At 65.7% G+C, this 26,738-nt stretch carries 24 protein-coding genes, 1 tRNA gene and 2 rRNA genes (1 of these 27 cut by a window edge); 13 read left to right on the top strand and 14 right to left on the bottom strand.

The genetic code is table 11. The features are described 5' to 3' along the window. Positions 1 to 2,018: ribosomal RNA gene (locus tag APS40_RS07340) — 23S ribosomal RNA — on the top strand (it extends 711 nt beyond the left edge of the window). Between the two features lie 155 nt (positions 2,019 to 2,173). Continuing rightward, a 5S ribosomal RNA gene (rrf, locus tag APS40_RS07335) occupies positions 2,174 to 2,289 on the top strand. A gap of 1,003 nt (positions 2,290 to 3,292) precedes the next feature. Here the strand turns inward: rrf and APS40_RS07330 are convergent. Beyond that, a complete protein-coding gene (locus tag APS40_RS07330; RefSeq protein WP_055046426.1) occupies positions 3,293 to 4,294 on the bottom strand; it encodes an ATP-dependent DNA ligase in 1,002 nt (333 codons plus the stop codon). Between the two features lie 174 nt (positions 4,295 to 4,468). On the opposite strand from APS40_RS07330, the gene APS40_RS07325 reads away from it, so the two are divergent. From APS40_RS07325 to APS40_RS07315, 3 genes are all read left to right on the top strand, one after another. Continuing rightward, on the top strand, positions 4,469 to 5,398 hold the full coding sequence (locus APS40_RS07325) for an ABC transporter ATP-binding protein (RefSeq protein ID WP_055046425.1): 930 nt from the start codon (positions 4,469 to 4,471) through the stop codon (positions 5,396 to 5,398). Beyond that, positions 5,395 to 6,156 (top strand): ABC transporter permease, encoded by a 762-nt coding sequence (locus tag APS40_RS07320; protein WP_055046424.1) that lies wholly within the window; start codon positions 5,395 to 5,397, stop codon positions 6,154 to 6,156. Before APS40_RS07325 ends, APS40_RS07320 begins: the two co-directional genes overlap by 4 nt. Positions 6,157 to 6,405: 249 nt before the next feature. Next, positions 6,406 to 7,410 (top strand): alpha/beta hydrolase, encoded by a 1,005-nt coding sequence (locus APS40_RS07315; RefSeq protein ID WP_082434249.1) that lies wholly within the window; start codon positions 6,406 to 6,408, stop codon positions 7,408 to 7,410. 149 nt (positions 7,411 to 7,559) lie between these two features. Here APS40_RS07315 and APS40_RS07310 read toward each other — a convergent pair whose 3' ends face one another. After that, positions 7,560 to 8,405, bottom strand: a complete 846-nt coding sequence (locus APS40_RS07310) for a hypothetical protein (protein WP_055046423.1) — start codon at positions 8,403 to 8,405, stop codon at positions 7,560 to 7,562. A 141-nt stretch (positions 8,406 to 8,546) separates the two neighbouring features. Between APS40_RS07310 and APS40_RS07305 the strand changes: the two genes are divergently transcribed. Both APS40_RS07305 and APS40_RS07300 read left to right on the top strand, forming a co-directional pair. After that, on the top strand, positions 8,547 to 9,527 hold the full coding sequence (locus tag APS40_RS07305) for an aldo/keto reductase (RefSeq protein ID WP_055046422.1): 981 nt from the start codon (positions 8,547 to 8,549) through the stop codon (positions 9,525 to 9,527). A gap of 54 nt (positions 9,528 to 9,581) precedes the next feature. Next, positions 9,582 to 11,324, top strand: a complete 1,743-nt coding sequence (locus tag APS40_RS07300; protein ID WP_156342855.1) for a tetratricopeptide repeat protein — start codon at positions 9,582 to 9,584, stop codon at positions 11,322 to 11,324. 18 nt (positions 11,325 to 11,342) lie between these two features. Here the strand turns inward: APS40_RS07300 and APS40_RS07295 are convergent, their stop codons facing one another. The 3 genes from APS40_RS07295 to APS40_RS07285 form a co-directional block, all read right to left on the bottom strand. Then, positions 11,343 to 11,756, bottom strand: coding sequence for a VOC family protein (locus APS40_RS07295; protein WP_055046420.1), 414 nt, complete (start codon positions 11,754 to 11,756; stop codon positions 11,343 to 11,345). Positions 11,757 to 11,850: 94 nt separating this feature from the next. Continuing rightward, positions 11,851 to 12,336: a bacterioferritin gene (bfr, locus tag APS40_RS07290; RefSeq protein WP_055046419.1), complete on the bottom strand. Its 486-nt coding sequence runs from the start codon at positions 12,334 to 12,336 to the stop codon at positions 11,851 to 11,853. Further along, positions 12,302 to 12,613: a (2Fe-2S)-binding protein gene (locus APS40_RS07285; RefSeq protein WP_055046418.1), complete on the bottom strand. Its 312-nt coding sequence runs from the start codon at positions 12,611 to 12,613 to the stop codon at positions 12,302 to 12,304. The genes bfr and APS40_RS07285 overlap by 35 nt, the downstream gene beginning before the upstream one ends. Positions 12,614 to 12,759: 146 nt before the next feature. On the opposite strand from APS40_RS07285, the gene APS40_RS07280 reads away from it, so the two are divergent. Both APS40_RS07280 and APS40_RS07275 read left to right on the top strand, forming a co-directional pair. Next, positions 12,760 to 13,614, top strand: a complete 855-nt coding sequence (locus APS40_RS07280) for an alpha/beta hydrolase (RefSeq protein ID WP_156342854.1) — start codon at positions 12,760 to 12,762, stop codon at positions 13,612 to 13,614. Beyond that, the gene (locus APS40_RS07275; RefSeq protein WP_055046416.1) at positions 13,611 to 14,888 is read left to right on the top strand and encodes a tetratricopeptide repeat protein; all 1,278 of its coding nucleotides are present in this window, start codon (positions 13,611 to 13,613) and stop codon (positions 14,886 to 14,888) included. The genes APS40_RS07280 and APS40_RS07275 overlap by 4 nt, the downstream gene beginning before the upstream one ends. 8 nt (positions 14,889 to 14,896) lie before the next feature. On the opposite strand, the gene APS40_RS07270 is transcribed toward APS40_RS07275, so the two are convergent. From APS40_RS07270 to APS40_RS07260, 3 genes are all read right to left on the bottom strand, one after another. Then, positions 14,897 to 15,583 carry a DUF599 domain-containing protein gene (locus tag APS40_RS07270; protein WP_055046415.1) on the bottom strand — a complete coding sequence of 229 codons (687 nt, stop codon included), beginning with the start codon at positions 15,581 to 15,583 and terminating at the stop codon, positions 14,897 to 14,899. Positions 15,584 to 15,665: 82 nt separating this feature from the next. Next, the gene (locus APS40_RS07265; protein WP_055046414.1) at positions 15,666 to 15,878 is read right to left on the bottom strand and encodes a hypothetical protein; all 213 of its coding nucleotides are present in this window, start codon (positions 15,876 to 15,878) and stop codon (positions 15,666 to 15,668) included. A 360-nt stretch (positions 15,879 to 16,238) separates the two neighbouring features. Next, positions 16,239 to 17,276: an aldo/keto reductase gene (locus APS40_RS07260; protein WP_055046413.1), complete on the bottom strand. Its 1,038-nt coding sequence runs from the start codon at positions 17,274 to 17,276 to the stop codon at positions 16,239 to 16,241. Between the two features lie 157 nt (positions 17,277 to 17,433). Here APS40_RS07260 and APS40_RS07255 point away from each other — a divergent pair, with 157 nt between their 5' ends. Next, complete coding sequence (locus APS40_RS07255) at positions 17,434 to 18,231, top strand: hypothetical protein (protein WP_055046412.1); 798 nt, start codon at positions 17,434 to 17,436, stop codon at positions 18,229 to 18,231. 142 nt (positions 18,232 to 18,373) lie between these two features. Continuing rightward, positions 18,374 to 18,450: transfer RNA gene (locus APS40_RS07250), tRNA-Met, on the top strand. A gap of 75 nt (positions 18,451 to 18,525) precedes the next feature. On the opposite strand, the gene APS40_RS07245 is transcribed toward APS40_RS07250, so the two are convergent. From APS40_RS07245 to APS40_RS07220, 6 genes are all read right to left on the bottom strand, one after another. Beyond that, positions 18,526 to 19,536 carry a class I SAM-dependent methyltransferase gene (locus tag APS40_RS07245; protein ID WP_055046411.1) on the bottom strand — a complete coding sequence of 337 codons (1,011 nt, stop codon included), beginning with the start codon at positions 19,534 to 19,536 and terminating at the stop codon, positions 18,526 to 18,528. A gap of 195 nt (positions 19,537 to 19,731) precedes the next feature. Further along, a complete protein-coding gene (locus tag APS40_RS07240) occupies positions 19,732 to 20,058 on the bottom strand; it encodes a hypothetical protein (RefSeq protein WP_055046410.1) in 327 nt (108 codons plus the stop codon). Positions 20,059 to 20,167: 109 nt separating this feature from the next. Then, positions 20,168 to 21,844, bottom strand: coding sequence for a dihydroxyacetone kinase family protein (locus tag APS40_RS07235; protein ID WP_055046409.1), 1,677 nt, complete (start codon positions 21,842 to 21,844; stop codon positions 20,168 to 20,170). Between the two features lie 99 nt (positions 21,845 to 21,943). After that, positions 21,944 to 22,195, bottom strand: coding sequence for a hypothetical protein (locus APS40_RS07230; protein WP_055046408.1), 252 nt, complete (start codon positions 22,193 to 22,195; stop codon positions 21,944 to 21,946). Positions 22,196 to 22,442: 247 nt separating this feature from the next. Further along, positions 22,443 to 23,159, bottom strand: coding sequence for a GntR family transcriptional regulator (locus APS40_RS07225; protein WP_082434248.1), 717 nt, complete (start codon positions 23,157 to 23,159; stop codon positions 22,443 to 22,445). A 37-nt stretch (positions 23,160 to 23,196) separates the two neighbouring features. After that, positions 23,197 to 24,093, bottom strand: coding sequence for a dihydrodipicolinate synthase family protein (locus APS40_RS07220; protein ID WP_082434247.1), 897 nt, complete (start codon positions 24,091 to 24,093; stop codon positions 23,197 to 23,199). 202 nt (positions 24,094 to 24,295) lie between these two features. Here APS40_RS07220 and APS40_RS07215 point away from each other — a divergent pair, with 202 nt between their 5' ends. Beyond that, on the top strand, positions 24,296 to 25,390 hold the full coding sequence (locus tag APS40_RS07215) for an ABC transporter ATP-binding protein (RefSeq protein WP_055046406.1): 1,095 nt from the start codon (positions 24,296 to 24,298) through the stop codon (positions 25,388 to 25,390). Positions 25,391 to 25,458: 68 nt separating this feature from the next. Further along, positions 25,459 to 26,736 carry an extracellular solute-binding protein gene (locus APS40_RS07210; RefSeq protein WP_055046405.1) on the top strand — a complete coding sequence of 426 codons (1,278 nt, stop codon included), beginning with the start codon at positions 25,459 to 25,461 and terminating at the stop codon, positions 26,734 to 26,736. Positions 26,737 to 26,738: the final 2 nt, after the last annotated feature.

Genomic DNA, 26,738 nt, shown 5'->3' with positions numbered 1-26,738 from the left:
CGTAAGTTGAAAATTACGGGGATGACGTGTGGCTAGGGGTGAAAGGCCAATCAAACTCGGAAATAGCTGGTTCTCCGCGAAAGATATTTAGGTATCGCCTCAGACGAATACCTCAGGGGGTAGAGCACTGGATGGGCTAGGGGGTCTCACCGACTTACCAAACCTAACCAAACTCCGAATACCTGAGAGTACTATCTGGGAGACAGACGGTGGGTGCTAACGTCCATCGTCAAGAGGGAAACAACCCTGACCTACAGCTAAGGTCCCCAAGTCATGGTTAAGTGGGAAAGCATGTGGGAATGCTTAGACAACCAGGAGGTTGGCTTAGAAGCAGCCATCCTTTAAAGATAGCGTAACAGCTCACTGGTCAAGCGTTCCTGCGGCGAAGATGTAACGGGGCTCAAACCATGCACCGAAGCTTAGGGTTTGCAACTTGTTGCAAGCGGTAGCGGAGCGTTCCGTAAGCCTGCGAAGGGATACCCGTGAGGGATCCTGGAGGTATCGGAAGTGCGAATGATGACATGAGTAGCGATAAAGAGGGTGAGAGACCCTCTCGCCGTAAGTCCAAGGGTTCCTGCGCAATGCTAATCAGCGCAGGGTTAGCCGGCCCCTAAGTCGAGGCAGACATGCGTAGACGATGGGAACCACGTTAATATTCGTGGGCCTGGTGGTAGTGACGGATCGCGCGGGTTCGTATCCCCTTATTGGATTGGGGGTGCGATGAGCCGGTTCCAGGAAATAGCTCCACCAACATAGACCGTACCCTAAACCGACACAGGTGGACAGGTAGAGCATACCAAGGCGCTTGAGAGAACTATGCTGAAGGAACTCGGCAAATTGCACGCGTAACTTCGGGATAAGCGTGACTGCTATTTGCGCAAGCAGATAGTAGTGGCACAAAAAAGGGGGTAGCGACTGTTTATCAAAAACACAGGGCTCTGCGAAGTAGCAATACGACGTATAGGGTCTGACGCCTGCCCGGTGCCGGAAGGTTAAATGGAGAGGTGCAAGCTTTGAAATGAAGCCCCGGTAAACGGCGGCCGTAACTATAACGGTCCTAAGGTAGCGAAATTCCTTGTCGGGTAAGTTCCGACCTGCACGAATGGCGTAACGACTTCCCCACTGTCTCCAGCATAGACTCAGCGAAATTGAATTCCCCGTGAAGATGCGGGGTTCCTGCGGTCAGACGGAAAGACCCCATGAACCTTTACTATAGCTTTGCGCTGGCACTTGTGTCGGCATGTGCAGGATAGGTGGTAGGCTTTGAAGCCGGGACGCCAGTCTCGGTGGAGCCGCAAGATGAGATACCACCCTTATCGTCATAGGTGTCTAACCGCGATGTAACAGCATCCGGGACAGCGCATGGTGGGTAGTTTGACTGGGGCGGTCGCCTCCCAAAGAGTAACGGAGGCGCGCGATGGTGGGCTCAGGACGGTCGGAAATCGTCCGCTGAGTGCAATGGCATAAGCCTGCCTGACTGCGAGACTGACAAGTCGAGCAGAGACGAAAGTCGGTCATAGTGATCCGGTGGTCCCGCGTGGAAGGGCCATCGCTCAACGAATAAAAGGTACTCTGGGGATAACAGGCTGATACTGCCCAAGAGTCCATATCGACGGCAGTGTTTGGCACCTCGATGTCGGCTCATCACATCCTGGGGCTGGAGCAGGTCCCAAGGGTATGGCTGTTCGCCATTTAAAGTGGTACGTGAGCTGGGTTCAGAACGTCGTGAGACAGTTCGGTCCCTATCTGCCGTGGGTGTAGGAATGTTGAGAAGAGCTGACCCTAGTACGAGAGGACCGGGTTGGACGAATCTCTGGTGGACCTGTTGTCGCGCCAGCGGCATTGCAGGGTAGCTATATTCGGACGGGATAACTGCTGAAAGCATCTAAGCAGGAAGCCTCCTTCAAAACGAGCATTCCCTCGAGAGCCGTGGAAGACCACCACGTTGATAGGCCGGATGTGGAAGCGCAGCAATGTGTGAAGCTGACCGGTACTAATAGCTCGATTGGCTTGATCGTTCTCATTAATCATACCCGCAAGCGTGACTTGCGGCGCGGAACGAATGATCGGCACCCAAGATCAAAATCATCTGCCCGCCTAACCGCCGGCAGCGTCTGTCAGGCCTCGCGCCTGCAGCATGGAAACCAGAATTCACCCGCATGTTTTTCGCCGATCTGGTGGTAATTGCGAGGAGCCCAGAACCCGATCCCATCCCGAACTCGACCGTTAAACTCCTTTGCGCCGATGGTACTAAGTCTCAAGGCTTGGGAGAGTAGGTCGCTGCCAGGTCTGCCAAAAACATGCGTGTCTCATACGACTAGAAATCAACAAAACCCCGCCCGCAGAAATGCCGGCGGGGTTTTGCTTTGTCCGCCACCACGCGCTGCAGCAGAGGCTGGGCTGTCACTCCCCACCGCCGCACGTCCAGTCGGCGCACCATCTCCCGCCTGCGGGATGCGGATGAGGCGAAGGCCCTCACCGCGGGGGGCCAGCCGAAAGTGGGAGGGGGGAGCCACAAAATTGGGACACTCCCCAGCTGCCCAACACACTGTCAGTGATGTATCTGGATCACCCACACTCGGACCATTGGCTGACGCCCTCGCTCTCGCAGTCGGCAATCCCCCACGCGCCGCCGGTGTGCGGCTGCGCAGAGTGCTATCGTGGGGCAAAAGGGGGAAATCGAACTGTCAGCGATCTATCCGGGCCGTGCTTCGGAAGCGGCCGGGAGAGGCCGGTGTCTGGGGCTCCCCTCTCCCCACCAGCCTGGGCGGCCGGTCCCCCCTCCCCCGCAGGCGCAGGGCTAGCTCGTATATGGCGCACGGACAGTAGCTTGAGGGCCTTCTCCCCTTGTGGGAGAAGGTGGCCGAAGGCCGGATGAGGGGTTCTCTCCGCGTACTCGTCGTCCGTCGCTTCGCTCCGGCCGCGCTACACTTCGTTGCGCGACCCCTCATCCGCCCTTCGGGCACCTTCTCCCACAAGGGGAGAAGGTAAGACGTGCCCAACGCCGTCACATGCGATTGCCTGCCCCTCAAGGAGGGAGAGGGAGCCTGACTGCGGCTTCGGTGGTACGCAGGCGCGGACGCCAGCGCCCCCTCGCCCGTCTGGGGAGAGGGCGGATGAGGCCGAAGGCGTCATCCGTGGGTGAGGGGCGCCAAGCGCGCGAGATCAGCGTCGAAGGCCGCGCGTCTTCACGGCCGGTGCCCTTGGCGCCCCTCACCCTGGCCCTCTCCCAAGGGGGCGAGGGGACGATGGGGGCGCCGGCGGTGCGAAGCTCTGACTTGGCAGCGGGTCGCTACTGCCCCAACTGCTCCATCCGGCATTGGTCCGGGCGCTTGTCGGGACGCCAGCGCAGCAGCCTGGTCCCATGTCGGAAGCGTTCGCTACTGACGTGGTCGTAGGCCACTTCCACCACCAGCTCGGGGCGGAGAGCTTCGTAGTGCTCGGTCCGCTCGGTCGACCAGCGGCTCGGGCCGCCCGGAGAACGACCGGTAAAGCCGGGGCCGCCGGCAAGGGACTCCAGGCGCTTCGTCAATGCCGCTATGTCTTCGTCCGCCAGGGCCGAGGTGAAGCCGACATGGTTGAGCAGGCCCGCGTCGTCATAGAGGCCGAGGAGCAAGGAGCCGACCAGCTTGCTGCCGGCACCGTAGCGGAAGCCGCCCACCACGCAGTCGGCGGTGCGGATCCGCTTGACCTTCAGCATTTGCCGTTCGCCGGCAGAGTAGGGCGCATCGAGCCGCTTGGCGATCACGCCGTCGACATCGCCACCCGCGCCGGCGAGCCAGGCTTCTGCCTCGACCAGATCGGTGGTCTCCGGCGAGAGCTGCAGTCCCGGACGCTCGAGCGCAGCAAAGAAGCGCTCCAGTTCCTGGCGTCGCTCGACGAGGGGCCGCGCCGCGAGCGGCTTGTTGCCCGGTGCGAGCAGCAGGTCGAACAGCACGTAGACGGCAGGGTGCTCGGCGGCGAGCTTCTGCACCCGGCTCGCCGCGGGGTGAAGTCGCAGCTGCAGGGCGTCAAAACTCAGTCGGCCGTCGACCGGGATGGTCAATTCGCCGTCGAGCACGAAGTCGTCTGCCGGCAGCGCCTCAAGCAGCGTCACCATGTCGGGGAAGTAGCGGCCAAGCGGTTTGCCGGATTTCGCGAACAAGGCGACTGCCGCGCCCTGTTTGACCGCGATGCAGCGAAAGCCATCCCATTTCGGCTCGAACTGCCATCCGGCGTCCTCGGGCAGCTCTTCGGCCGAGCGGGCTTCCATGGCCGCGAACGGCATTTGATGCAGAGCAGCGTCGATCGGCATTCCGTTCTCCTCAGCGGGAGGTGAGACCGAAGCTAGCTCAGCAAGCCGGCCCTGTCTCGTCGGTCAGAACGCGTCGCCCGCCCATAAGGGCAGGTCGCAATTACCTCACAGTTCGTTGAACTCGGCCCCCGCCGATCGCATATGCTGCAGACACGGGAGTTCGGGAGGGCGAACATGCCGGATGCGGTCATTGCAATTGCCGACCTCAGCAAAACCTACGCCTCGGGCTTTGCGGCGCTGAAGCATGTCAGCCTCGAGATCGAGCGGGGCGAAATCCTGGCGCTGCTCGGTCCGAACGGGGCGGGGAAGACCACTCTGATCTCGATCGTCTGCGGAATCGTGACGCCATCGAGCGGCACGGTGACGGTTGGTGGTCACGACATCGTTCGCGACTACCGGGAGTCGCGGAAGATGATCGGGCTGGTGCCGCAGGAACTGACCACCGACGCCTTCGAGACGGTGTGGGCCACGGTCAGCCACAGCCGCGGGCTGTTCGGCAAGAAGCCGGACCCGCAGCACCTCGAAAAAGTGCTGCGCGAACTCAGCCTGTGGGACAAGAAAGACAGCAAGATCATGCAGCTTTCCGGCGGCATGAAGCGCCGGGTGATGATCGCCAAGGCGCTGAGTCACGAGCCGGAGGTGCTGTTCCTCGACGAGCCGACGGCCGGCGTGGACGTCGAATTGCGCAAGGACATGTGGGCGATGATCCGGCGCCTGAGGGACGCCGGCACGACGATCATTCTCACCACGCACTACATCGCCGAGGCCGAAGAGATGGCCGACCGCATCGGCATTATCCAGCATGGCGAGCTGGTCCTGGTCGAAGAAAAGGCCGAGCTGATGCGCAAGCTTGGCCGCAAGCAACTGACGCTCACCTTGCAGGAACCGCTCGAGGCCGTGCCGGAGGCGCTCAAGCCCTATGCCCTGGAGCTCGCCGCCGACGGCGGGAGCCTCGTCTACACCTATGATGCGCAGGGCGAACGCAGCGGCATCAGCGGGTTGCTGGCCGACCTGGGCAGCGCGGGCGTGCGCTTCCGCGACCTGCAGACGCGGGAAAGCTCGCTCGAGGATATCTTCGTCAGCCTGGTGAGGGACGCGCCATGAACTTCGAGGCAATCAAGGCGATCTACACGTTCGAGATGGCGCGCACCTTCCGCACACCGCTGCAGTCGCTGATCTCGCCGGTGATCTCGACCTCGCTCTACTTCGTGGTGTTCGGCGCCGCCATCGGCTCGCGCATCACCCAGATCGAGGGCGTCAGCTATGGCGCCTTCATCCTGCCGGGGCTGATCATGCTGATGCTGCTCACCCAGTCGGTGGCCAACGGCTCGTTCGGCATCTATTTCCCGAAATTCCTCGGCACCATCTATGAGCTGCTGTCGGCGCCGGTCTCGTCGTTCGAAACCGTAGTCGGCTATGTCGGGGCGGCAGCGACGAAATCGCTCATTCTGGGCCTGCTGGTGCTGGTGACGGCGTGGTTCTTCGTGCCGATCCGGATCGACCATCCGGTCTGGATGGTGGTGTTCCTGGTGCTCACCGCCATCACCTTCAGCCTCGTCGGTTTCATCATCGGCATCTGGGCCAAGGGCATGGAACAGCTGCAGACAGTGCCACTGCTGATCATCACGCCGCTGACCTTCCTGGGTGGCACGTTCTACTCGCTGAGCGTCTTGCCGCCGTTCTGGCAGGCGGTGTCGCTGCTCAATCCGGTGGTCTACCTGATCAGCGGCTTTCGCTGGGCTTTCTACGGCATCGAGGACGTCGACATCAGGATCAGCATCGCTGCGACGCTCGGCTTCCTCGCCATCTGCCTGGGGATCGTCAGCTGGATATTCAGGACCGGGTACCGGCTGAAGTCGTAGGGCACCCGCCGCCGTGGCACGGCGTCGCAGTCGGGACATCTCTCCCTTGGCAGAGCAGTCGGCGCGTGGCGCCGGGTGAGGGGGCCTTCCCTACGCTCGGTGCAGGCGGCAAGGCCCTTTCACCCTGACCCTCTTCCCGGAGGGAGAGGGCACGATGGGGGAGCCGTCGGCGTCCAAAAAACCGGTCACAGAATCTTCAGGTTCCTCCGCCATCAGTCGGCGCGATTCCGGAACTGACCAGGCCCCCGAATGACCAGGATCTTCAGCACCGCGCTGCGGTTCGCCCTTGCTCTGTCGCTGCTCGTTGCCTCGGCGCTGCCGACGCTGGCGCAGGTGACGATCTTCTCGCCCTTCAATATCGCCGAGGCGATGGACCAGGGGGTCAAGAAGGTCGCCGACATTCCCTATGCCGACGGGCAGCGCAAGAAGCTCGACATCTATCGCCCGGAAAAGATCGACGGCACGGCGCCGGTGGTGATGTTCATCTATGGCGGCAGCTGGCGGGCCGGCGACAAGTTCGAATACGAGTTCGCCGGCCGGGCGCTCGCAGCGGCCGGGTTCGTCGCGGTAATCGCCGATTACCGGCTGTGGCCCGAGGTCAAATACCCGGATTTCCTCGAAGACTGTGCGCAGGCGATGCGCTGGATCCAAGACAATATCGCGCTTTATGACGGCGACCCGGACCGCTTCTTCGTCGCCGGGCACTCGGCCGGCGCCTATAACGCGGTGATGCTCGGGCTCGATTCCTCGTTCCGGCGCGACTACGGCGTGACCATGCCGATCCGCGCCATTGCCGGCATTTCGGGGCCCTACAATTTCTACCCGTTCGAGTACGACCAGGTGCGCGACACTTTCGGCCAGGCCCCCAGCCCGGAGGGAACGCAGCCGATCAACCTGGTCACCAGCGATGCGCCGCCGATCTTTCTCGCCAGCGGCACCTCCGATCCGATCGTCCGGGTGCAGAACTCGGAGGCGTTGGCCAAGAAGCTGCGCCAGCAGGGCATCTGGGTCACCGAGAAGTACTATCCCGGCTTCGGCCACTTGGAGCCGGTGATCGCGCTCGGAGCGATGATGCGGTTCCGCATGCCCATCCTCAACGACATGGTGGAGTTCTTCCAGACCTTCGGCGCTTTCCCCTCAGGCACGCCGCGGCCGGTGTTCACGCCCGATCCGCCCGAAAGCAACATGACCGCGGTGATCGAGAAGATGGACGACGTGCTGGCGCCGATCGATGGCGGCCGGCGGAACGAATAGCGGCGGAGAGGTCGGCGCGCGCTGGTCCCCACCCCCGCAAGGGGGAGGGAGACGATAGAGCCTCGATGTCGGTATTTTGGTCTCCCTCCCCCTTGCGGGGTGGGGGTCCACAGCCACCGGCCCCGCCGGCTACCCCTCCCTGCATCCCGTCAAACGTTGACGCTCTGCATGCGGGCGGCAAACGCTTCGCCGAAGGCCGACATGCCGTCGGCGACGATCCGGCCCACCGCATAGGCGGCGACGGCGTAGAACTTCTGCGCCGCCGGGGTGCGCAGGAACGCGATGTACTGGTCGAGATCGGCATCGCTGAGGTCGCGGTAGACATAAGCCATCATGGCGCGCTGGGTGCGGGCGACGTCGGTGAGCAGGCCGGGCATCATCGCCTTGACCTGGTCGTCGATCTCCTGCCAGGGCACGGTGACTTCGCCCTGCTGGTGCGACACCGACAGTCCGAGCAGCAGCGCCCGCACCGACTGGCCGACCATGGCGGCCGAAATTTCCGCCGACACCAGTTCCATCAGCGCATCGATCTGGGTCTGGCGGATCACCGACGCCGTGTTGACGAGCCGCTGCCCTTCGGCAATCGCGGCGATCTGGGCCGCGGGCGCCAACAGGGCCGCATCGCGTTCCAGCACCGTCATGCGCTGGCCGAAGCCGGAGTGAAAGAAGCTCGCCAGCACCGCCTGCTCATCGGCCGAGAACTTGCCTTCGAGCGCCTGGCGCAGCCGGCGATGCAGTTCGCCGGCATCGAATACCGCCTTGGCGGTCGCCTCCCAGTGCTTGAGGAAGATCTCGTCGTTGGAGATTTCCTCGCTGCGGGCCGAGGCCGCGATGGTGGCGCCGAACTGGGTGAACACCTCGTCGAGCGCGGTAGCGCGCATCAGCTCGGCGATGGCGATCTGCTGGCTTTGCGCCTGGGCGGGACGGATAAGCGTGAGCGGCGAGGCGACTGGCGTCAGCAGCAGCGCGAGCACCGCGAGCGATCGGATCAGCATCTCACCCCGTCCTCCTCTGCATGACGCAATTTAGCGCAGCCGCGCGTCCTGCGCCAATCCGGCGAGGTCGATTGCGCACAAGACTTGCCCGCTGGCGCCGACCGGCTGCTAAACTCGCTGTCCAACAAAGGAGTGCCACCCATGCAGTACACCCGCCTCGGCCGCAGCGGCCTCGAAGTCAGCCGGATTTGCCTCGGCTGCATGTCGTTCGGCGAGCCGGGCCGCGGCTCGCACGAGTGGACCCTCGACGAGGCGGCGAGCCGGCCGATCCTCAGGGCGGCGTGGGAAGCGGGGATCAACTTCTATGACACCGCCAACGTCTATTCGCTCGGCTCGAGCGAGGAGATTGTCGGCAAGGTGCTGCTCGAAATGGCGCCGCGCGACGAACTGGTGATCGCCACCAAGGTCAATGGCGAGATGCGTAAGGGACCGAACGGCGCAGGGCTGAGCCGCAAGGCGATCCTGAGCGAAATCGACAACTCGCTGCGCCGGCTGGGCACCGACTATGTCGATCTCTACCAGATCCATCGCTTCGACCCGACGACGCCGATCGAGGAGACGCTGGAAGCGCTCAACGACGTGGTGCGTGCCGGCAAGGCCCGCTACATCGGCGCTTCCTCGATGGCGGCGTGGCAGTTCCTCAAGCTGCTGATGACGTCGGAGCGGCATGGCTGGGCGCGCTTCGTCTCGATGCAGGACCAGCTCAACCTGATCGAGCGAGAGGAAGAGCGGGAGATGCTGCCGCTCTGTATCGACCAGGGGATCGGTGTCATTCCGTGGTCGCCGCTGGCGCGCGGGCGGCTGGCCCGGCCTTGGGGTGAAACGACGGAACGACTGGAGACGGATCTCTACGGCAAGACGCTCTACCTGCGCGATGAGGCGGCGAACCAGGCGATCAACGCCGTGGTGGCCGAGATTGCGAGGGAGCGCGGCGTGAAGATGGCGCAGGTGGCGCTGGCCTGGGTGCTGCAGAAGCAGCCGGTGACCGCGCCGATCGTCGGGGTCACCAAGCTGTCACAGCTCGCCGATGCCGTGGCGGCGCTCGAGGTGGAACTGAGCGCCGACGAGGTCGGGCGGCTCGAGGCGCCGTATCACTCGACGAGCGCGTCGAGCTTCCGCTAGGTTCGAAACGAGGAGGACATCGATATCGTGGCGTCGCGCGACAGAATAGGCTTGGTGGTTCAATGGCTTGTGGTGGCGCTGGCGGCGATGTCGCCGGTGAGCGGCAATGCCCAGCAGGCGCCGGCCGCATCGATCTGCGCCATGGCGGCAGCGTCGCAATACGAGCCCGGCTACAAGGGCTTCGGGCGCGAGCTCGGCCGCATCGATGCCGCCATCGCGATCCCGGCCTGCGAAGAGGCGATCAAGGCGGCGCCGGACTCGGTCGCCAACAAGGCGTGGCTGGCCCGCGCCCTCCTGGCCGACGGGCAGACCGATGCGGCGATGCCGTTCCTCGAAGAGGCGGTGACCGGCGGCAGCGCGCTGGGGCGGCAATTGCTGGCCGACGTGCTGTTCGGTGACCTCGGCGAGATCGCTTCTACCGACGATGCGCGAGCGCTCGAGGTGCTGCGGCCGGCGGCGGAGGCGGGGTTTGCTCCGGCGCAACTGAGCCTCGGCTTCGCCTATGACCTGGGCCGCGGGCTCGCCGAAGACGACGCGATCGCCGCCTCCTGGTACATGCGGGCTGCCCAGCAGGGCGAGCCGCGGGCGGCCAGCAATCTCGGCTATCTCTACCATGGCGGCACCGGGGTCGAACTCGACTACGCGCAGGCGATGTTCTGGTATGAAAGAGGCGCCGCCAAAGGGGACGTTGTCGGCATTTACGGGGTCGGCCAGCTCTACGAGTATGGGCAGGGCGTCGATGTGGATTTCGTCAAGGCGGCCGAGCAGTTCCAGCGGGGCGCCGAGCTGGGGGACACCTATTCGCAGAACGATCTGGGATATCTCTACGAAACGGGGCAGGGCGTGGTGGCGGACCTGACTGAGGCGGCACGCTACTATCAGATGGCGTCCGACCGGGGCTATGCGCTCGCCAGCGCTAACCTCGCGCAGTTGTACAGCACCGGGCGTGGCGTCGAGCGCGATTTCGACCGGGCGTTCGAGCTCTACAGCTATGCCCATGAGCAGGGCGAAGTCGGCGGCACGGTCGGCCTGGCGCAGGCCTATCTCTATGGCGAGGGCGTGCCGGTGGATTTCGAGACGGCGCGCAGCCTCGCACAGCAGGCGAGCGATGCTGGGGCCAGATACGGGCAGTCGACGCTGGGCGCGATCTACGCCGACGGCATGGGGGTGCCGCGTGACTTTGCGCGCGCCATCGAGCTGTTCGACCTCGCGGCGGCGCAGGGCAACGACTATGCCGTCGCGCGGCTGGCGGAAGTCAGGGCCGAGCAGACCTGTGGCCTGATCGCAGCGACGCGCTACGAGGCGGGGTTCGAGGTGTCGGGAGTGGAGCTGGAGCGGATCGACGCCGACACGGCAATCCCGGTCTGCGAGAAAGCCGTGGCGCTCGATCCCGCGTCGCTGGAGAACAAGACCTGGTATGCGCGCACCCTGATTGCCGCAGGGCGCCAGGGGGAGGCTGTGCCATTGCTGGAGCCTGCCGCCACAGACGGCTTCGCGCCGGCCGAGGTGCTGCTCGGCGACCTGCTGCTGTGGGGGCATGGAGTGGACGAGGATCCGGCCCGCGCCGTGTCGCTCTATCAGGCGGCGGCGTCTGCCGGCTTCCCGCCTGCCGAATTCGGCCTCGGCGTCGCCTACCAGAACGGTCGCGGCGTGCCGGCCGACCCGGCGCAGGCGGCGAAATGGTACGGGTTGGCAGCGGAACACGGCGTGCCTGGCGCAGCCGAGCGCCTCGGCGATCTCGATCGGGGCGGCGTCGAGCCGCAGGTCGGACCGCAGCGCGCCGGCCCGCGGAGCTAGTGCGCGTCTCCCCGGAGGCTACGGGAGCGGCTCCCGGATCACCGATGGGGCGGAGCGCTTTTCCTTGCCGTGGGTAACCGCCTCGATGTTGTTGCCGTCGGGATCGAAGACGAAGGCAGCATAGTAGCCCGGGTGGTAGCTGCGTTCCCCGGGGCCGCCATTGTCGGTGCCGCCGGCGGCCAGCGCCGCGTCGTAGAAGCGCCTGACCATCGCTTCGTCCCGGGCCTGGAAGGCGAGGTGGACTTTCGAGATCTGCTGGTTGGGTCCCGGACGGCTGATGTAGAGTTCGTCGGCCTGGAAGGCGTAGTCGGAGTGGTTGCCAGCAGGAAGCTCCAGCGCTTCCAGCACGGCCGAGTAGAACGCGGCCGCCCTGTCGAGGTCGGCGACGTTGAGGTGCACGTGATCGATCAGGCGTCCGGCGTGAAACTGCATGGGCTATCTCCTCGAGCGATGACAAGCCAGGCTTCCGGCCAGCAAAAAGCCGGCCGCCACAGGCGACCGGCTCGCAATCTCGGACGACGGAGGCCTATTCGGCCTTGTCGGCGCTGTCGGAATTGAGCTGGCCGTATTTCTCAACGCCGATCGAATTGAGCAGTTGCAGCTGGCTCTCGAGGAAATCGATGTGTCCTTCCTCGTCGGCCAGCAACTCCTCGAACAGGTTCTTCGAAACGTAATCGCCCAGCGACTCGCAGAGTTCACGCGAGGCCTTGTAGGCCTTGCGGGCGTCATACTCGCCGGCGAGATCGCACTCGAGCACTTCCTTGATGGTCTGGCCGATGCGCAGCGGCGCCACGCGCTGCAGGTTCGGATGGCCTTCGAGGAAGATGATGCGTTCGATCAGCTTGTCGGCGTGGTGCATCTCTTCGATGGATTCGGCACGTTCCTTGGCCGCCAGCTTGGTGTAGCCCCAGTCGGAAAGGATACGAAAATGCACCCAGTACTGGTTCACGGCACCGAGTTCGAGGAACAGAGCCTCGTTAAGCCGCTCGATGACCTGTGCTTCGCCTTTCATTACGATCTCCTTGGCGCTTGCGACGCATGGCCAAAAGCCGCGCATGCACCGGGGGCGCATCGGCGGGTTTTTCGGCCAATTGGAGGTGGTACTCTTCCGTCACCGAGATGATAATGTCCACCACATTCGGCACGCATCCGGCGCATTTGCAGCGCTTGTGCAACTCGCGGTAGACCATGGCCGGCACAATGATCTGCCAGGGATCCTCGCGCAACAGCCCGATGATAACCTGCTTGATCTCCCTGTCGGTGATCACGTTGCACTGGCAGACAAGCATGGGCAGAAAGGCGCGTCGGCTATGGAGGTTGCGGCATAGAGCGCCGCCGAAACCTGATTGTCAATGTCAGATAATGCCGCACGGCGAATCGCGAAACCATCGGCGACCGCAGCCGTATCTATTCCGGCACTTCCCAGGTCTTGCAGATGTCCCTGTCTCCGGTCGGCCTTCTCAACTTCGCCAGCCCCAAGGATCGCCGGTCGCGGCGGCTGGCGTCCGGACTGAGTTATGGCGAGCGGCCGAAACAGCAGCTCGACGTCTACGGTCCACGCACCGCGACGGGACCTGCACCCGTGGTCGTCTACCTCTACGGCGGCGCCTGGAACGAGGGCGACAGACGGGATTTCGCCTTCGTCGGACGCTGGCTTGCCGGGCTCGGCTATCTGGTGATCGTGCCCGACTATAGGGTGCTGCCCGAAGTCGAGTATCCGGTGTTCCTCGAGGATTGCGCCGCGGCCGTGCGCTGGGGGCTGCAGCACGCCGCGGAATATGGCGGCGATCCGACGCGGCTGGCGCTGGCCGGTCACTCCGCCGGCGCCTATAATGCGGTGATGCTGGCGCTCGAGCCGGCCTATGGCGTTGCCGGCACCATCGCCGCGGTGCTGGGTCTTTCGGGGCCTTACGATTTCCACCCGTTCGACGTGCCGATCAGCATCCGCACCTTCAGCGGCGCCGCCGACCCCCTGCTGACGCAGCCGGTCAACCTCGTCACCACGGCCGCGCCGCCAATGTTTCTTGCCAGCGGCGACGACGACACCGTCGTCGGACCGCACAACACCGTGGCGCTGGCGCGGCGGCTGCGCCAGCAGGGCGTTGCGGTGATCGAGCGGCACTTCCCGGGTTTCACCCATCCTTCCACACTGCTCGAACTGGGCAGCCTGCTGAGCCGCCGCTCCAGTCTCGCCGGCGAGGTTTCCGACTTTCTGGCCCGCACTTTGCGGCTGGCGCCGCGGCATCGCGACGCTATGATCGGCGCCGGCGAAGAGGGAGCAGGGCGATGAGAGTGCTGGAGATGCTGATGGCGGGCGCGGCGCTGGCCATTGGCTTCGGTGTAACCCCTGGCTTTGCAAGCGAATTGTTCGACGCCTGTGCCAGCAAGGCGGCGAGCCCGTATGAAGCGGGATACGCCGAAATCGGCGTGGACGGCAGTGTGATGGATACCGCTGCGGCCATCGCTGCCTGCAGCGCCGCGCTGGCCGAAGATCCGAACTCGGTCCCGCTCAAGGCCTGGCTTGGCCGGGCTTATGACGTCAGCGGCGATGCGGCGGCGGCTGCAAGCTATCTGGAGCCGGCGGCGGCGGCCGGCAACGCGCTGGCGCAGACCAGCTTCGGCGATATCCTGATCGTTGGCCAGGGCGTGCCCCAGGACATGGCGCGTGGCTCGGAGCTGTTGAAGCTTGCGGCCGATGCCGGCTTCGCGCCGGCCCAGGACAGCCTCGGGCTCTCCTATGACTATGGCGAAGGGGTCGGACAGGATCACCTGGAGGCCTCGCGCTGGTATCGTCGGGCGGCCGAACAGGGCTTGCCGCGGGCGATGAGCAACCTCGGCTCGATGTATGCCGAGGGGCTGGGCCTCGATCGGGACCTCGTCGCAGCGGCGGCCTGGTATCAGCGCGCCGCCGACAGGGGGGACAGCCGCGGGCAGTACAACCTGGGCAGTTTCTATGAGAGCGGAGCGCTGGGCGAGCCGGATTACGGGCGGGCGGCCGAACTCTACCAGGCGGCAGCCGACCAGAACTACGGGCCGGCGCTGAACGCGCTCGGGTTCCTCAAGCAGAACGGCTACGGCACGGACCTCGACCTCGAGTCGGCGGCAAGGCTCTACCGACAGGCGGCCGACCTGGGCATCGCGCAGGCGCAGGGCAATCTGGCGCTGCTCTACGAGGATGGGCTCGGCGTGGCCCAGGATTATGCGATGGCGCGCCAGCTCTACCGGCAGGCGGCGCAAAGCGGCAATACCGATGCGGCGGCCAATCTGGGCCTACTTTATCTCAATGGCGCCGGCGGCGTGCGCGACCTCGACAAGGCGCTGAGCTTCACTCAGCAGGCCGCCGACCAGGGCAATCCGGTCGGGCTCAACAACCTGGGGCACCTCTACGAGAATGGCCTCGCGGTAACGATGGACACGGCACGGGCGCTCGAACTCTACGAGCATTCCGCTGCCCTCGGGTACCAGGCCGCTGCCGACAACCACAAACGGCTCGAGGCCGCGCTGCAGGCGCCCACCGAGACGCCCTCGGTCAAGAGCTATCCCCCGAGCAAGATCGACAACTGAGGCGGGCCTCAGCCGCGCTCCTTTTCGCGCCGGCTGGCGAGCACGGCGATCGAGGCCGCCACGCGATGGGCCGTCGAGAAGAACTCGCGGTGAATCATGAAGCCGACCGTGATGACGGTGGCCGCGACCGCCAGCCACTCGTTGGCGAACCAGGCAACCATCGGCACGGCGAAATAATAGGCGCGGATGCCGTTGTTGAAGTTCTTGGCCGCGAGGGTATTGAGCCGGGCGATGCCGTCGATCTCATCGGGAGCGACATGCTCGGAATGCTCGATGGCGCCCAGGAGGATACAGAAGTGGTTGAACTGGCGCAGCGCCAGGGTGAAGGCGAAGAAGCTCAAGACGAAGATCGCCAGCGTCGCGAACAGGTGGATCTGCACATCCTGCGCCGTATAGCTGGTTTTCAGCCCCACCGTGGTCAGAGTGTCGGTCAGGGCGGTCAGGTTACCGAAGGCGGTGAACACCGCCAGCACCAGCAGCACCGAGGTCGAGGCGAGAAAGCTCACCGACCCCATCAGGTTGCCGGCTAGAATGGCGTCCATGGGGGTATCGCGCTTCACCGCGTTCGCCACCCAGCGACGCCGCTGCATCGACATGATCACCGACAGCGATGGCCGCTGCCGCTCCAGCAGCGGCACGCCGTAGTTATAGGCGAACCAGCAGATCAGCGGGAAAAGTGTCGCAAACAGTGTCATGGCGCCCGGAGCCCTCGGGGAATCGATGCTCCTTTATAGCGCCGCGGCGCCGCCTGGCGATGTGCTCAGCGTCGGCAAACGCTCAGATGAACGGCGGTGACAGCAGGGAAACGAAGCGCGTGCCCTCGGCCGGGTCGCGTGGTTCCTCGGCCGGCGCCGGCCACTTGCCGTCGAGCACCGCGGCGTCCCGCTCGCTGCGGGTCAGGCGGAACTCGGGGCCGAAAAACGGCTTCTGCCGGTCGTCGCCCGGCGGCAGGTCGTCGCGTGGGGTCAGAATTCCAACAAAGTGCAGCACGTCGTCACTCCTCGTTCGGGTCGGCCCCGCCACCTACAGGGGAAAGCAGCGGGGCCGAATTGCCGCCGGGAAAGGGAGGAGGGAGCCCCGGCGTATGGGAGAAGAATGACAAACCCTATCAGTTTGGTCGAGAATTGAGATGCCAAATCGCGGCAAGGTGGGGGAAGCGATTTGCGTGAGGCTCTGCAGCGACGGAAGGAAAGCAACGTCCATTGATAGAGACGGCCCCCTCCCGGCCTCCCCCATGAAGGGGGAGGTGAAGAGTCGAGCTTGTGGCTGGATCGAGCCTGACGCACCGGCGAGGCACCTCCCCCTTCATGGGGGAGGATGGGAGGTGGGCGTCTGTCGGCAGTCTGATGGCTACAGCGTTCGCGGGTAGCGCATGAAGATCTGCTGAATTTCGTTCAGCACTGCCTCCGACAGCTCGACATCGGCGGCTCCGATGTTGGTCCTCAGTTGTTCCATGTTCGTTGCGCCGATGATCACCGAGGTCATGAACGGTTTGGTGAGGCAGAAGGCGATGGCCATCTGGCAGACGTCGAGGCCGTGCTTTTCGGCCAGCGCGATATAGGCGCGGATCGCCGGCTCGGTGTACTGGTTGTTGCGGTAGGCCGAGCCGGCCACGGCCCCGCGGGTGCCGGCGGGCAACACGCCGCCCAGATACTTGCCGGAGATGGCGCCCGCCGCCAGCGGCGAATAGGCAAGCAGCCCGACATCCTCATGGAAGGCCAGTTCGGCCAGGTCCATGTCGTAGTAGCGGCGCAGGAAGTTGTATTCGTTCTGGATGGTCTGCGCGCGCGGCAGGCCCAGCTCCATCGAGAGCTTCAGGTACTGCATGGTGCCCCAGGCGCTCTCGTTGGAGAGGCCGAAATGGCGAATCTTGCCCTCGCGCACCAACTCGCCCATCACCTGCAGCACTTCGAGCATGTTGGGGAGCACGCTCTGCTTGTCCTGCAGGTAGGGGTTGTAGTCCCACGAACCCTCGAAGTGGTAATGGCCGCGGCGCGGCCAGTGGATCTGGTAGAGGTCGATATGGTCGGTCTGGAGCCGCCGGAGGCTGCCCTCCACCGCCTCGCGCACGCTCGGGCCGTCGATGCCGCGACCGCCCCGCACCCAAGGCCGCCCGCCACCGGCAACTTTCGATGCCAACACAATCTCGTTACGGCGACCGGTCTTGCTGAACCAGTTGCCGATGATTTCCTCAGTCTTGCCATAGGTCGAGGCGTCGGGCGGCACCGCATACATTTCGGCAGTATCGAAGAAGTTGATGCCCTGCTCGATGGCATAATCCATCTGCTGATGGCCCTCGGCCTCGGTGTTCTGCTTGCCCCATGTCATGGTGCCCAGGCAGATTTCCGACACCAGGATGTCGGTGCGGCCAAGCGTCTTCATCTTCATAGGAATACCCCTCGCGTTCGGCGCGCACCGTATGGGCCTGGGTCTCCCTAGACAATCCCTCCGTGGGGAGGGAGGGCAAGCCTTCCCCGGAGGTCGGGTGGTTGCGCCGGCAGAGCGGATCGGAGAGATTGTGCACGCACTTTCAAGGATATCGCTCTTGCTCAGATCCCTGCAGCCGCTCGCCGCCCTCGGTCTTGCCATCGCCTGCCTGCTGGTGGGCCCGGCTGCGGCGCAGGACGAGGCGGAGATCGCGAGGATCGGCAAGATGGACGCCAAGGAGCTGGCGGGATTCATCGGCGCCGTCACTCAGTCGGTGGCGCAAGATACGCTGAAACTGCAGCCCGCGGCGCAGCGACGCGATTGCGTCGAGCTGATCCGGGCCGCCAATGCCTTTGCACTGGGCTACGCGCTGCTGGCTGAAGCCGACGCGGCGCTGGCCGGCAAACCCGAGAAGGACGCAGTGGTGCTGAAGACACGCATCGTGCAGTCGCGGGTGATCACCTTCGCGGCGCGGGTGCGGGCCGATGAGTGGCTGAGCCGAATCTGCGTCAATTTCGCCATGCCGGCCGACAAGGCCGCCGATGCGCGCTACGCCACGCCGGCGAAGCTCAAGACCGACGAGTTCACCCAGGCGGTGATCGAAGCGCGCCAGGCGGCGGATGCGAACCTGACCATCGCGGTAGCGGCCGGTATCAGCAAGAAGTGCCCCGAGGTGATCGCGGCGATCCAGTCGATCCAGCTGTTCGTGCCGTATCTCGAAAAGCTCTCCAAGGATGTGGCGAAGCGGCCGGAGGCCCTTGGCCCCAGGGCCAGCCGCCGCGGGCTGGAAGTGGCGCGCGGCCAGCTGATCAACGCCGGCAACAAGCTCTATCGCGAACTCGGCGTCGGCTGTCGCGCGGCGCCGCCGGCGGCGGCCGAGGCCCCGGAAGACGGGGCGCCGCCTCCCGCCCAGTGAGGGGCGGCGGAGCGCGGGTCAAAAAACTGTCACGCGGCGCGCTTTTTGCCTTGAGGTGGCGGAGATCACCCCCTATATACGCCCTGCGTCGACGGCGATGGCCGCACAAAAAGGCGCAAAAAGCCAAGGCTTTGATATCTGACGCGGGGTGGAGCAGCCCGGTAGCTCGTCAGGCTCATAACCTGAAGGTCACAGGTTCAAATCCTGTCCCCGCAACCAAAGCTTGGTTCTGGAAAGCCCCGCGAAAGCGGGGCTTTTCGTTTCCGGGCCTTTCTCCCGTAAGGGCCTGCGCTGTCACTTGCGCGCCAGCAGCACCTTGAAGCTGCGGTTCTCGGCCAGCAGCGAGACCTCGGAGAAGGCGGTGCGCAGGGTGCGCTCGTAGGGAAGGTGGCGGTTGGCGACGCAGACGAGGCGGCCGCCGCCGCGCAGCGCCTCGGCCGCGACCGTCAGGAAGGCGACGCCCAGATCGATGTCCTGCTCGCCTTCCTTATGGAACGGCGGGTTGGTGACGACCCAGTCATATTTGCCGCGGCCGATGCCCGCCCGTACGTCGGACCAGTGGTAGCCGACCGAGCGTCCGAATGGCGCGAGGTTTACCTCGGCGAGGTCGAGGGCGAGCTTTTCGGCTTCGAACAGGTCGAGCTGCCGGATGCGGTCGTAGCGCTGCAACAGCGAGGCGGCGAGAAAACCCCAGCCGGCGCCAAGATCGGCGACCGCACCGTCTATGCCGGGCGGCAGGCTGTCGAGGAGAAACTGCGAGCCCGGGTCGATGCGATTCCAGCTGAAGACCCCGGGGCGCGAGACGAACGGGGTGCCGGCGATCGGCTGCGGATCGGCCAGCGACAGCCATTCCCGCCATTGCGGATGATCGGCTCCGGCAGGTCCGCGCCGCAGCCAGAAGACCCGGCACTTGGCCTTCGAGAGCTGGCCTTCGATCGCAGCGATCGCGGCGATCGCCCTCTCATAGGTTGCGGCGCCGATAGTGTTCTGCCCGGCGCAGACCAGCGTGCCGCCGGGCGCCAGGTGGCGGTAGGCGCGCGCCAGGTTGGCGTAGTTCTCCTGCCGATGCGGGGTGAGCACGCAGAGCCCGACGTCATAGCTGCCCTCGAGATGGGCTGTGACCGGCAGGCCGCCGGCCTCGAGGCGCTCATAGGCGGGACGATAGGTCTGCTCGGCGACCAGTTGGGCGCCGAAGCTGTGACGCAGGACCGGGCTGAAATCGCCGCGCAGCAGGAAGGCCGGCCGCGCCTCGAGCAGTCCTTCCTCGAAGGGCAGGGCAATCACGTCGTAGACCGTCTGCGGCATTGGCAATCCTTGCAGCTGGCGTAGGCGCCCGGTGGCGCTTCGACCTCCGTGCTATTGAGCGAAACCGCTGCGGAGGAGCAAGGGGGCGAGGGGGAGCGCCGCAGAAAGAAGAACCCCGCCGACTCGAAAGTCGTGCGGGGTTCGTAATGCGACCCTGCCGCAGTGAGGGGCGGCGCCGTCGCTGGACAGACTGCCTTACTTCACGAAGCCGGCAGTCTTGCAGGCATCGAGCGTGATAGTGGCCAGGTCGATCTTGGTCGTCCCCTGGTCGATTTCGGCCGGAGTGTCCGGCTCGTCGCTCGACTCGTTGCTTTCGCTGGTTTCAGTGGTCGGGGTTTCGTCGGTGCTGGTGGCACCGTCTGCCTTGGCGGCTTCAGCCGCCAGCGTATTGCACTGCTCCTGCACCTTCGGCAGATCCTCGGCCGAAATCTCCACACCGTTGATCGAGGACTGCGCAATGGCACCCGATGCCAGCATGGCGACGGTCAGGGCAGCTGCGGAAACGAGGCTGCGGATCATCATCGTTGGTCTCCACTCTTGTTCTCGTTGAGGCTTGCCGGGCCTGGCGATCAAACGTGAGAGCACCGAAATGGTTGCCGCATACGCTGGCGCAACTCAAACAGCGCCGCGCTCAGCCCATGGCTGAAGCGGCGGCTTCCAGCCACAGCGCGACGGCCACCGCGCCGGGGTCGGGGTGGCCGATGGCGCGCTCGCCGATATAGCTGGAGCGGCCGCGGCGCGGCTGCATGGCGGCGGTCGCCGCGGCGCCGGCACGGGCGGCGGCGGCGGCCGAACGCAACTGCCCGGCGATGCTGCCGCCAGTCATCGCTGCCGCGGCCGGGAGCAGCGCGTCGAGCATGGTGCGGTCACCGGCGTCGGCACCGCCCAATCGCCTGATGGCGTCGGCCCCGGCGGCGAATGTGGCCGCCAGCGTGGCCCGGTCGGCGGTCGACTGTGCGGCAGCGATGGCGAAGGCAGCGTAAAGCGGGCCGGACGTGCCGCCGATGCTCTTGCGCAGGGCGAGCCCGATCTCGCGCAGCACGGCATCGAGCGGGCGGCCGGTCCAGCCCGGCGCGCGCGCAAGCAGCGCATTGGCGCCATTGGCAAGCGAATGGCCGATATCGCCATCGCCGACGATGCGGTCCATCTCCGTCAGCTCGGCTTCGGCGGCGATGATGGCGCGGCAGGCCGAGGTGAGCACGGCGACCAGTTCTGCCGGGGTGGCGGGGCCGGTACCGGCGGTGGTGTCGTTGTCGATGGCCGGCGCGGGCAGGGTGGTCTTCCCGGCCTGCGGCAGCTGGCCATGGGTGCCGGGCCAGGCCGGTGCGGCGGTGGGCGCGTCGAGCGCCGCCAGCAGTGCCGCGTCGGTGCGCAGCAGGCTGAGCGAGATGCCGGTCATCTCGATGGCCGTGAGGAAGGTGCCGCAATAGCCACGGTCGACGACGATGCCTTGCGCCTCCAGCACAGCGAGGGCGTCGCGGGCGACGATGCTCATTTCCATTTGCGCGGTGCCGCCCAGATTGTTGATCAGGAGGGCGACATGATCGCCGCGCTGCAGGCCGCGGTCGGCGAGGATGGTGCCGATCAGGGTTTCGACCACCTGGCGGGCGGGCTGCATGACGACGCGCTGGACTCCGGCCTCGCCGTGGATGCCCAGGCCCAGCTCCATCTCGTCGTCGCCAAGCGCGAAGTTGGGTTTTCCGGCGGCGGGCACCGTGCAGGGCGAGAGGGCGACGCCCATCGAAGCGACGGCGCCGATGGCGGCGAGCGCGCGGGCCTTGACCTCGCTCAGCGGCAGGCCGGCTTGGGCAGCGGCGCCCGCAACCTTGTGAACCAACACCGTGCCGGCAATGCCGCGACGCCCCGCGGTCCGCTCGGCCTTGCCCAGCGCCGCGTCGTCATCGACGATCACCAGTTCGACCGGAATGCCGTCGGCGCGCGCCATCTGAGCGGCGAGGCCGAAGTTCAGCCGGTCGCCGGTATAGTTCTTGACGATGACCAGGACGCCGGACGGCGTGCCGACGGCGCGGAGCGCCGCATAGACCGCATCGGTCGAAGGCGAGGCGAAAACGTCGCCGCTGACCGCAGCGGTCAGCATGCCCTCGCCGACATAGCCGGCATGGGCCGGCTCGTGTCCGGCGCCGCCGCCGGTGACGATGGCCACCTTGCCGGACTTGCGAAACGCCTCGAGGTCGGATCGCACCAGGATGTTCTCATCGCCGAGCAGCGCCAGCCCGGGATGGAGCATGGCGAGGCCCTCGAGCGACTGGCGAACCAGTGAGGGGATATCGTTGATGAGTTTCTTCATGTTCTCTCCTCCCGGGCGCCGCGACGCGGCGGCGCCGATTCATGCACACGGTCCGCAGGATGGATGCACGATCGGCAGGCGGGAAGGAAGGCTTGAGTCTCAGGCGGCGGCCTGCCGGCGCTCCAGCGGGTAGCGGTCGGCCTCATAGAGGCTGCGGATGGCGTTGCCGTCGAAACGTCGGCCATTGACCTCGAGGAACGAGCCGACCAGCCAGGCCGCGGGCCGATCTTCCATCATGAACTGGATCGCCTCGGCAGCAGTCTTGAAGCGGCGATACTGCTCGCGCGGCGTCTTGGCGTAGCGGCGACTGGGATAGAGCTCGGCGGGGGCGGTGTAGTTGAAGTTGTCCACGTGGCATCCTTTCGGGAACTGCAGCAAATGAAAATCACCCGGGCTGCCTTTGACGGCCTGGGCGGATGTCGGAAGTCGGGGAACAGAGGATCGGCACTAAGCCCGATCGGCGGCCAGAACAGGGCCGCGGCGTGTAGAGCTCTATATGGGGACGAAATGCGCCAATACCAAGGAGGAGCGGCGGTCGGGCGGACCCGCTACCGCCGGTGCGGGCTGGGGGGCAGCCCGCACCGGCGGCGTGCCTGGTCTAGAACGTAACGGCGCGCAGCCGGGCGTTGTGAATGTGGGTTTCCATCGCGAGCACCGCCCGGGCGCGGTCGCGCGCCAGCAGCGCATCGATGATGTCGAGGTGGTCGGCCAGCGCCGGGGCGAGCACCACCGGGTTGAGCCGGATGCGGTCGAGCTGGATCATCCGCACGCGGATGGCGTTGATCGAATAGGCCTGGATCAGGATCTCGTTGCCGGTGGCGCCGATCAGGAAGTCGTGGAAGTCGGAATCGATCTTCTGCGCCTCGTCGAGCAGGGCGCCGCTGATGCCGCCGCTGCTGGCGCGTTCGAGGATCGAGGCGTGCAGGGCGCGCTGCTGCTGCAATGCCGCGTCGCTCACGTGCTCGATGGCGTAGATGGTGGCCTCACGCTCGTAGGCCAGGCGCATCTGGTAGGATTCGCGGATCATCCTCAGATCGACGGTGGTGATCTGGATGCCGCGCTGCGGCAGCACCGCCAGCAGGCTCTCCGCCTCGAGCCGCGGCAGCAGTTCGCGCAGGGCGCCCAGCGAGATGCCGAGCTTGGAAACCAGATCGCGCTGCGACAGGTTCTGGCCGGGCTGGATCTGGCCGGCCAGCAGCAGCCGCTGGAAGCGCTGGTAGGCAGTCTGGCGGTTGAGCGTGTTGTCGGCGCCGGCCGTGGTCCGCGGTCGGCGCGCCGGGCGCCGGGTCGGGGCGGTCAGGGCCTTGGTCGACATACGCGCTTGCCTCCTTCACGCTTGCCTGAGGGTTAACTCAAACCTCTTCGCCTGGGAAATGGAATTGGCTGCGGCGGAAACTGTCGAGCAGCGCGGCGATGCCGGCTGCCGGCAGCGGCAGCAGCGGCTCGAGCGGCCGCAACCAGGCCGCGTCGCCGCTGATCTGCGCTTTCACCGCCTTCAAGGCAATGATGCCGCCATGCTCGTCGACGGCCACGATACGCTGGGCGGCGCGGTCACGCAGACCCTGGGCCTCGGGGCCGGTGGGGTCGGCAAAGAAGCGGCAGAGCTCGACGGCGTTGACGTTGGGCAGGCCGCCGATCATGCCGGCGCCGCCGGCGGCCAGCAGGTCCGGCAGCACGCGGTCGTCGCCGGTGAAGATCCTGAGCTCGGGGAAGGTCTGCGCCAGCATCAGCGTATGGGCGCGATCGCCGGTCGAATCCTTGATGCCGACGAGGCGCCGGCCATGGCGGGCGATGAGCCGTTGCACCAGCTCGACGCCGTAACCGACCTTGGTCATGGCGGGGATGTGGTAAAGCACGACATCGAGCGGGAACGTCCCGCCGAAGCGATTGGCGGAGGCCTCGAAGAAAGCCGCGATGCCGTCCTGGCTGGCGGCGCCATAGTAGAAGGGCGGCGCGATCAGCACGGCGCGGCAACCCAGATCGGCCGCCGCGGCGATGGTGGCCACCGCATCGTCGAGCGCCGGGCTCATCGAGGCCGGAATCAGCCGGTCCATCGGAGCACCCGCCTGCTGCAGCGCCGCCAGCGCCGCCCGCTTCTCGCGCACCGAAAACGACGCGCCCTCGCCGGTCGAGCCGAACGGCGAAACGAAGCTGCAGCCGGCGGCGAACAGCCAGTCGAGATGCGACTTAAGTCGCGCAACGTCGATGCTTCCAGTGTCGGAAACCGGGGTCAAGGAGGCGGCGACGATCCCCCAAGAGCCCTGGAAATGCCGGCATCAGAGGCGGTGTCGAGTTCTTGTGTCACTGATACAATCACCAGATGGAGTAGTCGTTCAATCTATGTGTTTACACGTGCCGGATTCTGTTGCAAGGTCAATCCGTCGGCGGGGCGTCACGGCGGGCAAACGCCGTCGCCCCGGCGACTAAGACGTGCAGGCTGGGAGGGCGCCGTTGGCCGAACTGCAACTTCAGAACGTTTCCAGGACCTATGGAACGTTCGAGGCGGTAAAGGATGTGTCGCTGGCGATCGGGGACGGCGAGTTCGCGGTGTTCGTCGGCCCATCGGGCTGCGGCAAGTCGACCCTGCTCCGGCTGATCGCCGGGCTCGACCCGGTCAGCGCCGGCACGATCGCCATCGGTAGCGCCGACATGACGGCGCGGCAGGCCGGCGAGCGGCCGGTCGCCATGGTGTTCCAGTCCTACGCGCTCTACCCGCACATGAGCGTGTTCGAGAATATCGCCTTTCCACTGCAGATGGAGAAGCGCTCCAAGGCCGAGATCCGCGATGAGGTGGCCAGGGCCGCGGCGACGGTGCAGTTGACGAGCCGGCTGCAGGACAAGCCGGCCAAGCTCTCGGGCGGGCAGCGGCAGCGCGTCGCCATCGCCCGCGCCATCGTGCGCAAACCCGAAATCTTCCTCATGGACGAGCCGCTGTCGAACCTCGATGCGGCGCTGCGGATGGAGATGCGCTCGGAGCTGACCCAGCTGCACAAGCGGCTCGGCTCCACCATGGTCTACGTGACGCATGACCAGCTCGAGGCCATGACCATGGCCGACCGCATCGTGGTGCTGAACGCCGGCAGGGTCGAGCAGGTCGGCAGGCCGATGGAGCTCTATCACCGGCCGGCCAACCTGTTCGTCGCCGGCTTTATCGGCAGCCCGCCGATGAATTTCCTCGCGGCCAAGGTTGCGGGACTGGAGGGCAACGAGGTGCTGCTCGATGTGCCCGAGGTCGGGCAGGTGGCGCTGCGCGGCGAGGTGTCGGCCTTCACCATCGGAGGTGCGGCGACGATCGGCATCCGTCCCGAAGCGATCACCACGGCGGCGCCGGCCCAGCCGGCACTGGCGCTCAGGGTCGCGCCGCGTTCCGTGGAGCGGCTGGGGCTCCACACCATCGTGCACGGCGAACTCGGGGGGCGGCGGCTGACCGCTTTGTTCAATGGCGATCCGGCGATAGCAGCCGACGCACCGCTCGGCGCGCACGTGCCGCTCAGCCAGATCCATCTGTTCGATGCCGCGGGCGAGGCCCGGAGCCGCCACGACTGACGTTTTCATCGCCCGCGCCGGAGGAGGGGACCATGCCTCCGGTTGTGGGCTCATCAGGGAGTAACGAGATGAATTTCACCTCCAACCGCCGGCAGTTCCTGTTCGGCGCCGCCGCCAGCAGCCTCGCCATCGCCGCCGCCGGCGGCATCGGCCAGGCCTTCGCCCAAGAGCAGCAGCTGGTGTTCTGGTCGCAACTGGCGGGCAGCAAGAAGGCAGCGGGCGAAGCGCTCGAGGCGGCCTTCAAGGCGGCGCACCCGGAGATCGCGCTCAACTCGAGCCTGTTCGCCGAGCCGAGCCAGCTCAACGAGAAGATCCTCACGGCGATCAACGGCAATACCGCACCGGACCTGTTCATCCAGCACTGGGACTACACGCTCACCTATTCGACCGGCGACAAGCTGGCCGATCTGAAGACCGGCCTCGCCAATGTGGACTTCGGGGCGCTCGACGGCTCGCTCCTCGCCTATGGCAATATCGGCGGGCAGCAGGTGTCGGTGCCGCTTTACGGCACCTCGCGCGGCCTCGGCGTCAACCGCAAATACGTCACCGAAGCCGGGCTCGATGCGGACAAGGGACCGCAGAACTGGGCCGAGCTGCGGGAATGGGCCAAGGCGCTGACCAGACGGCAGGAGAGCGGCCTGCTGGAAGTCGCGGGTCTCAGCCTGTTCCACAACGATCTCGAAACCTGGGAAATCTTCACCCTTGTGCTGCAGGGGGCCGGCGGCACGCTGTTCAACGACGACCTGACGGCGCCGGCCTTCGGCGGCGCCGAAGGGCTCGCCGCGCTCAACTTCATGTTCGAGCTGCTGCACACCGACAAGGTCACCGATCTCGGCTTCGGCCTCGGGCCTGGCGGCTCGGCCAGCCCGTTCAACCAGGGCCGGGCGGCGATGATCATTGCCGGCAACTACTCGACCAATAATGCGCTCAAAGCCGGCATCGAGTTCGACGTGCTGCCGATCCCGACCGAGAAGGGCGGTTTCACCTCGCTGGTCGACCCGTTCAGCTTCGCGGTGACCAAGGCGTCGCCGAACCAGGCTGCCGCGCTGAGCTTCGTCGAATTCGCGCTGACGCAGGAACAGCAGGTGGCCTTCGCGCTCGCTTCCAAGAACGTGCCGGTGCTCAAGGCGGCGCAGCAGGATCCGGCGGTGCAGGCCGATCCGTTCCTCGCCAAATTCGTCAAGACGGCGAGCTATGCCCCGGCCAAGGCGGCTGCCATTCCGGCCTTCTCGCGCATGGTGACGATCATCGCCCGCGCCGTGCAGGAGACGCTGTTCAAGCGCGTCACCGCGGAGGAAGCGCTGAAGGCCGCCGAGGCCGAGGTCGTCGCGGTGCTGGGCCGCTAAGC

Origin of the sequence: Devosia sp. A16 (genome assembly GCF_001402915.1) — a bacterium.
GTDB lineage: Bacteria > Pseudomonadota > Alphaproteobacteria > Rhizobiales > Devosiaceae > Devosia_A.
This window is presented reverse-complemented; position numbering and strand designations above follow the sequence as displayed.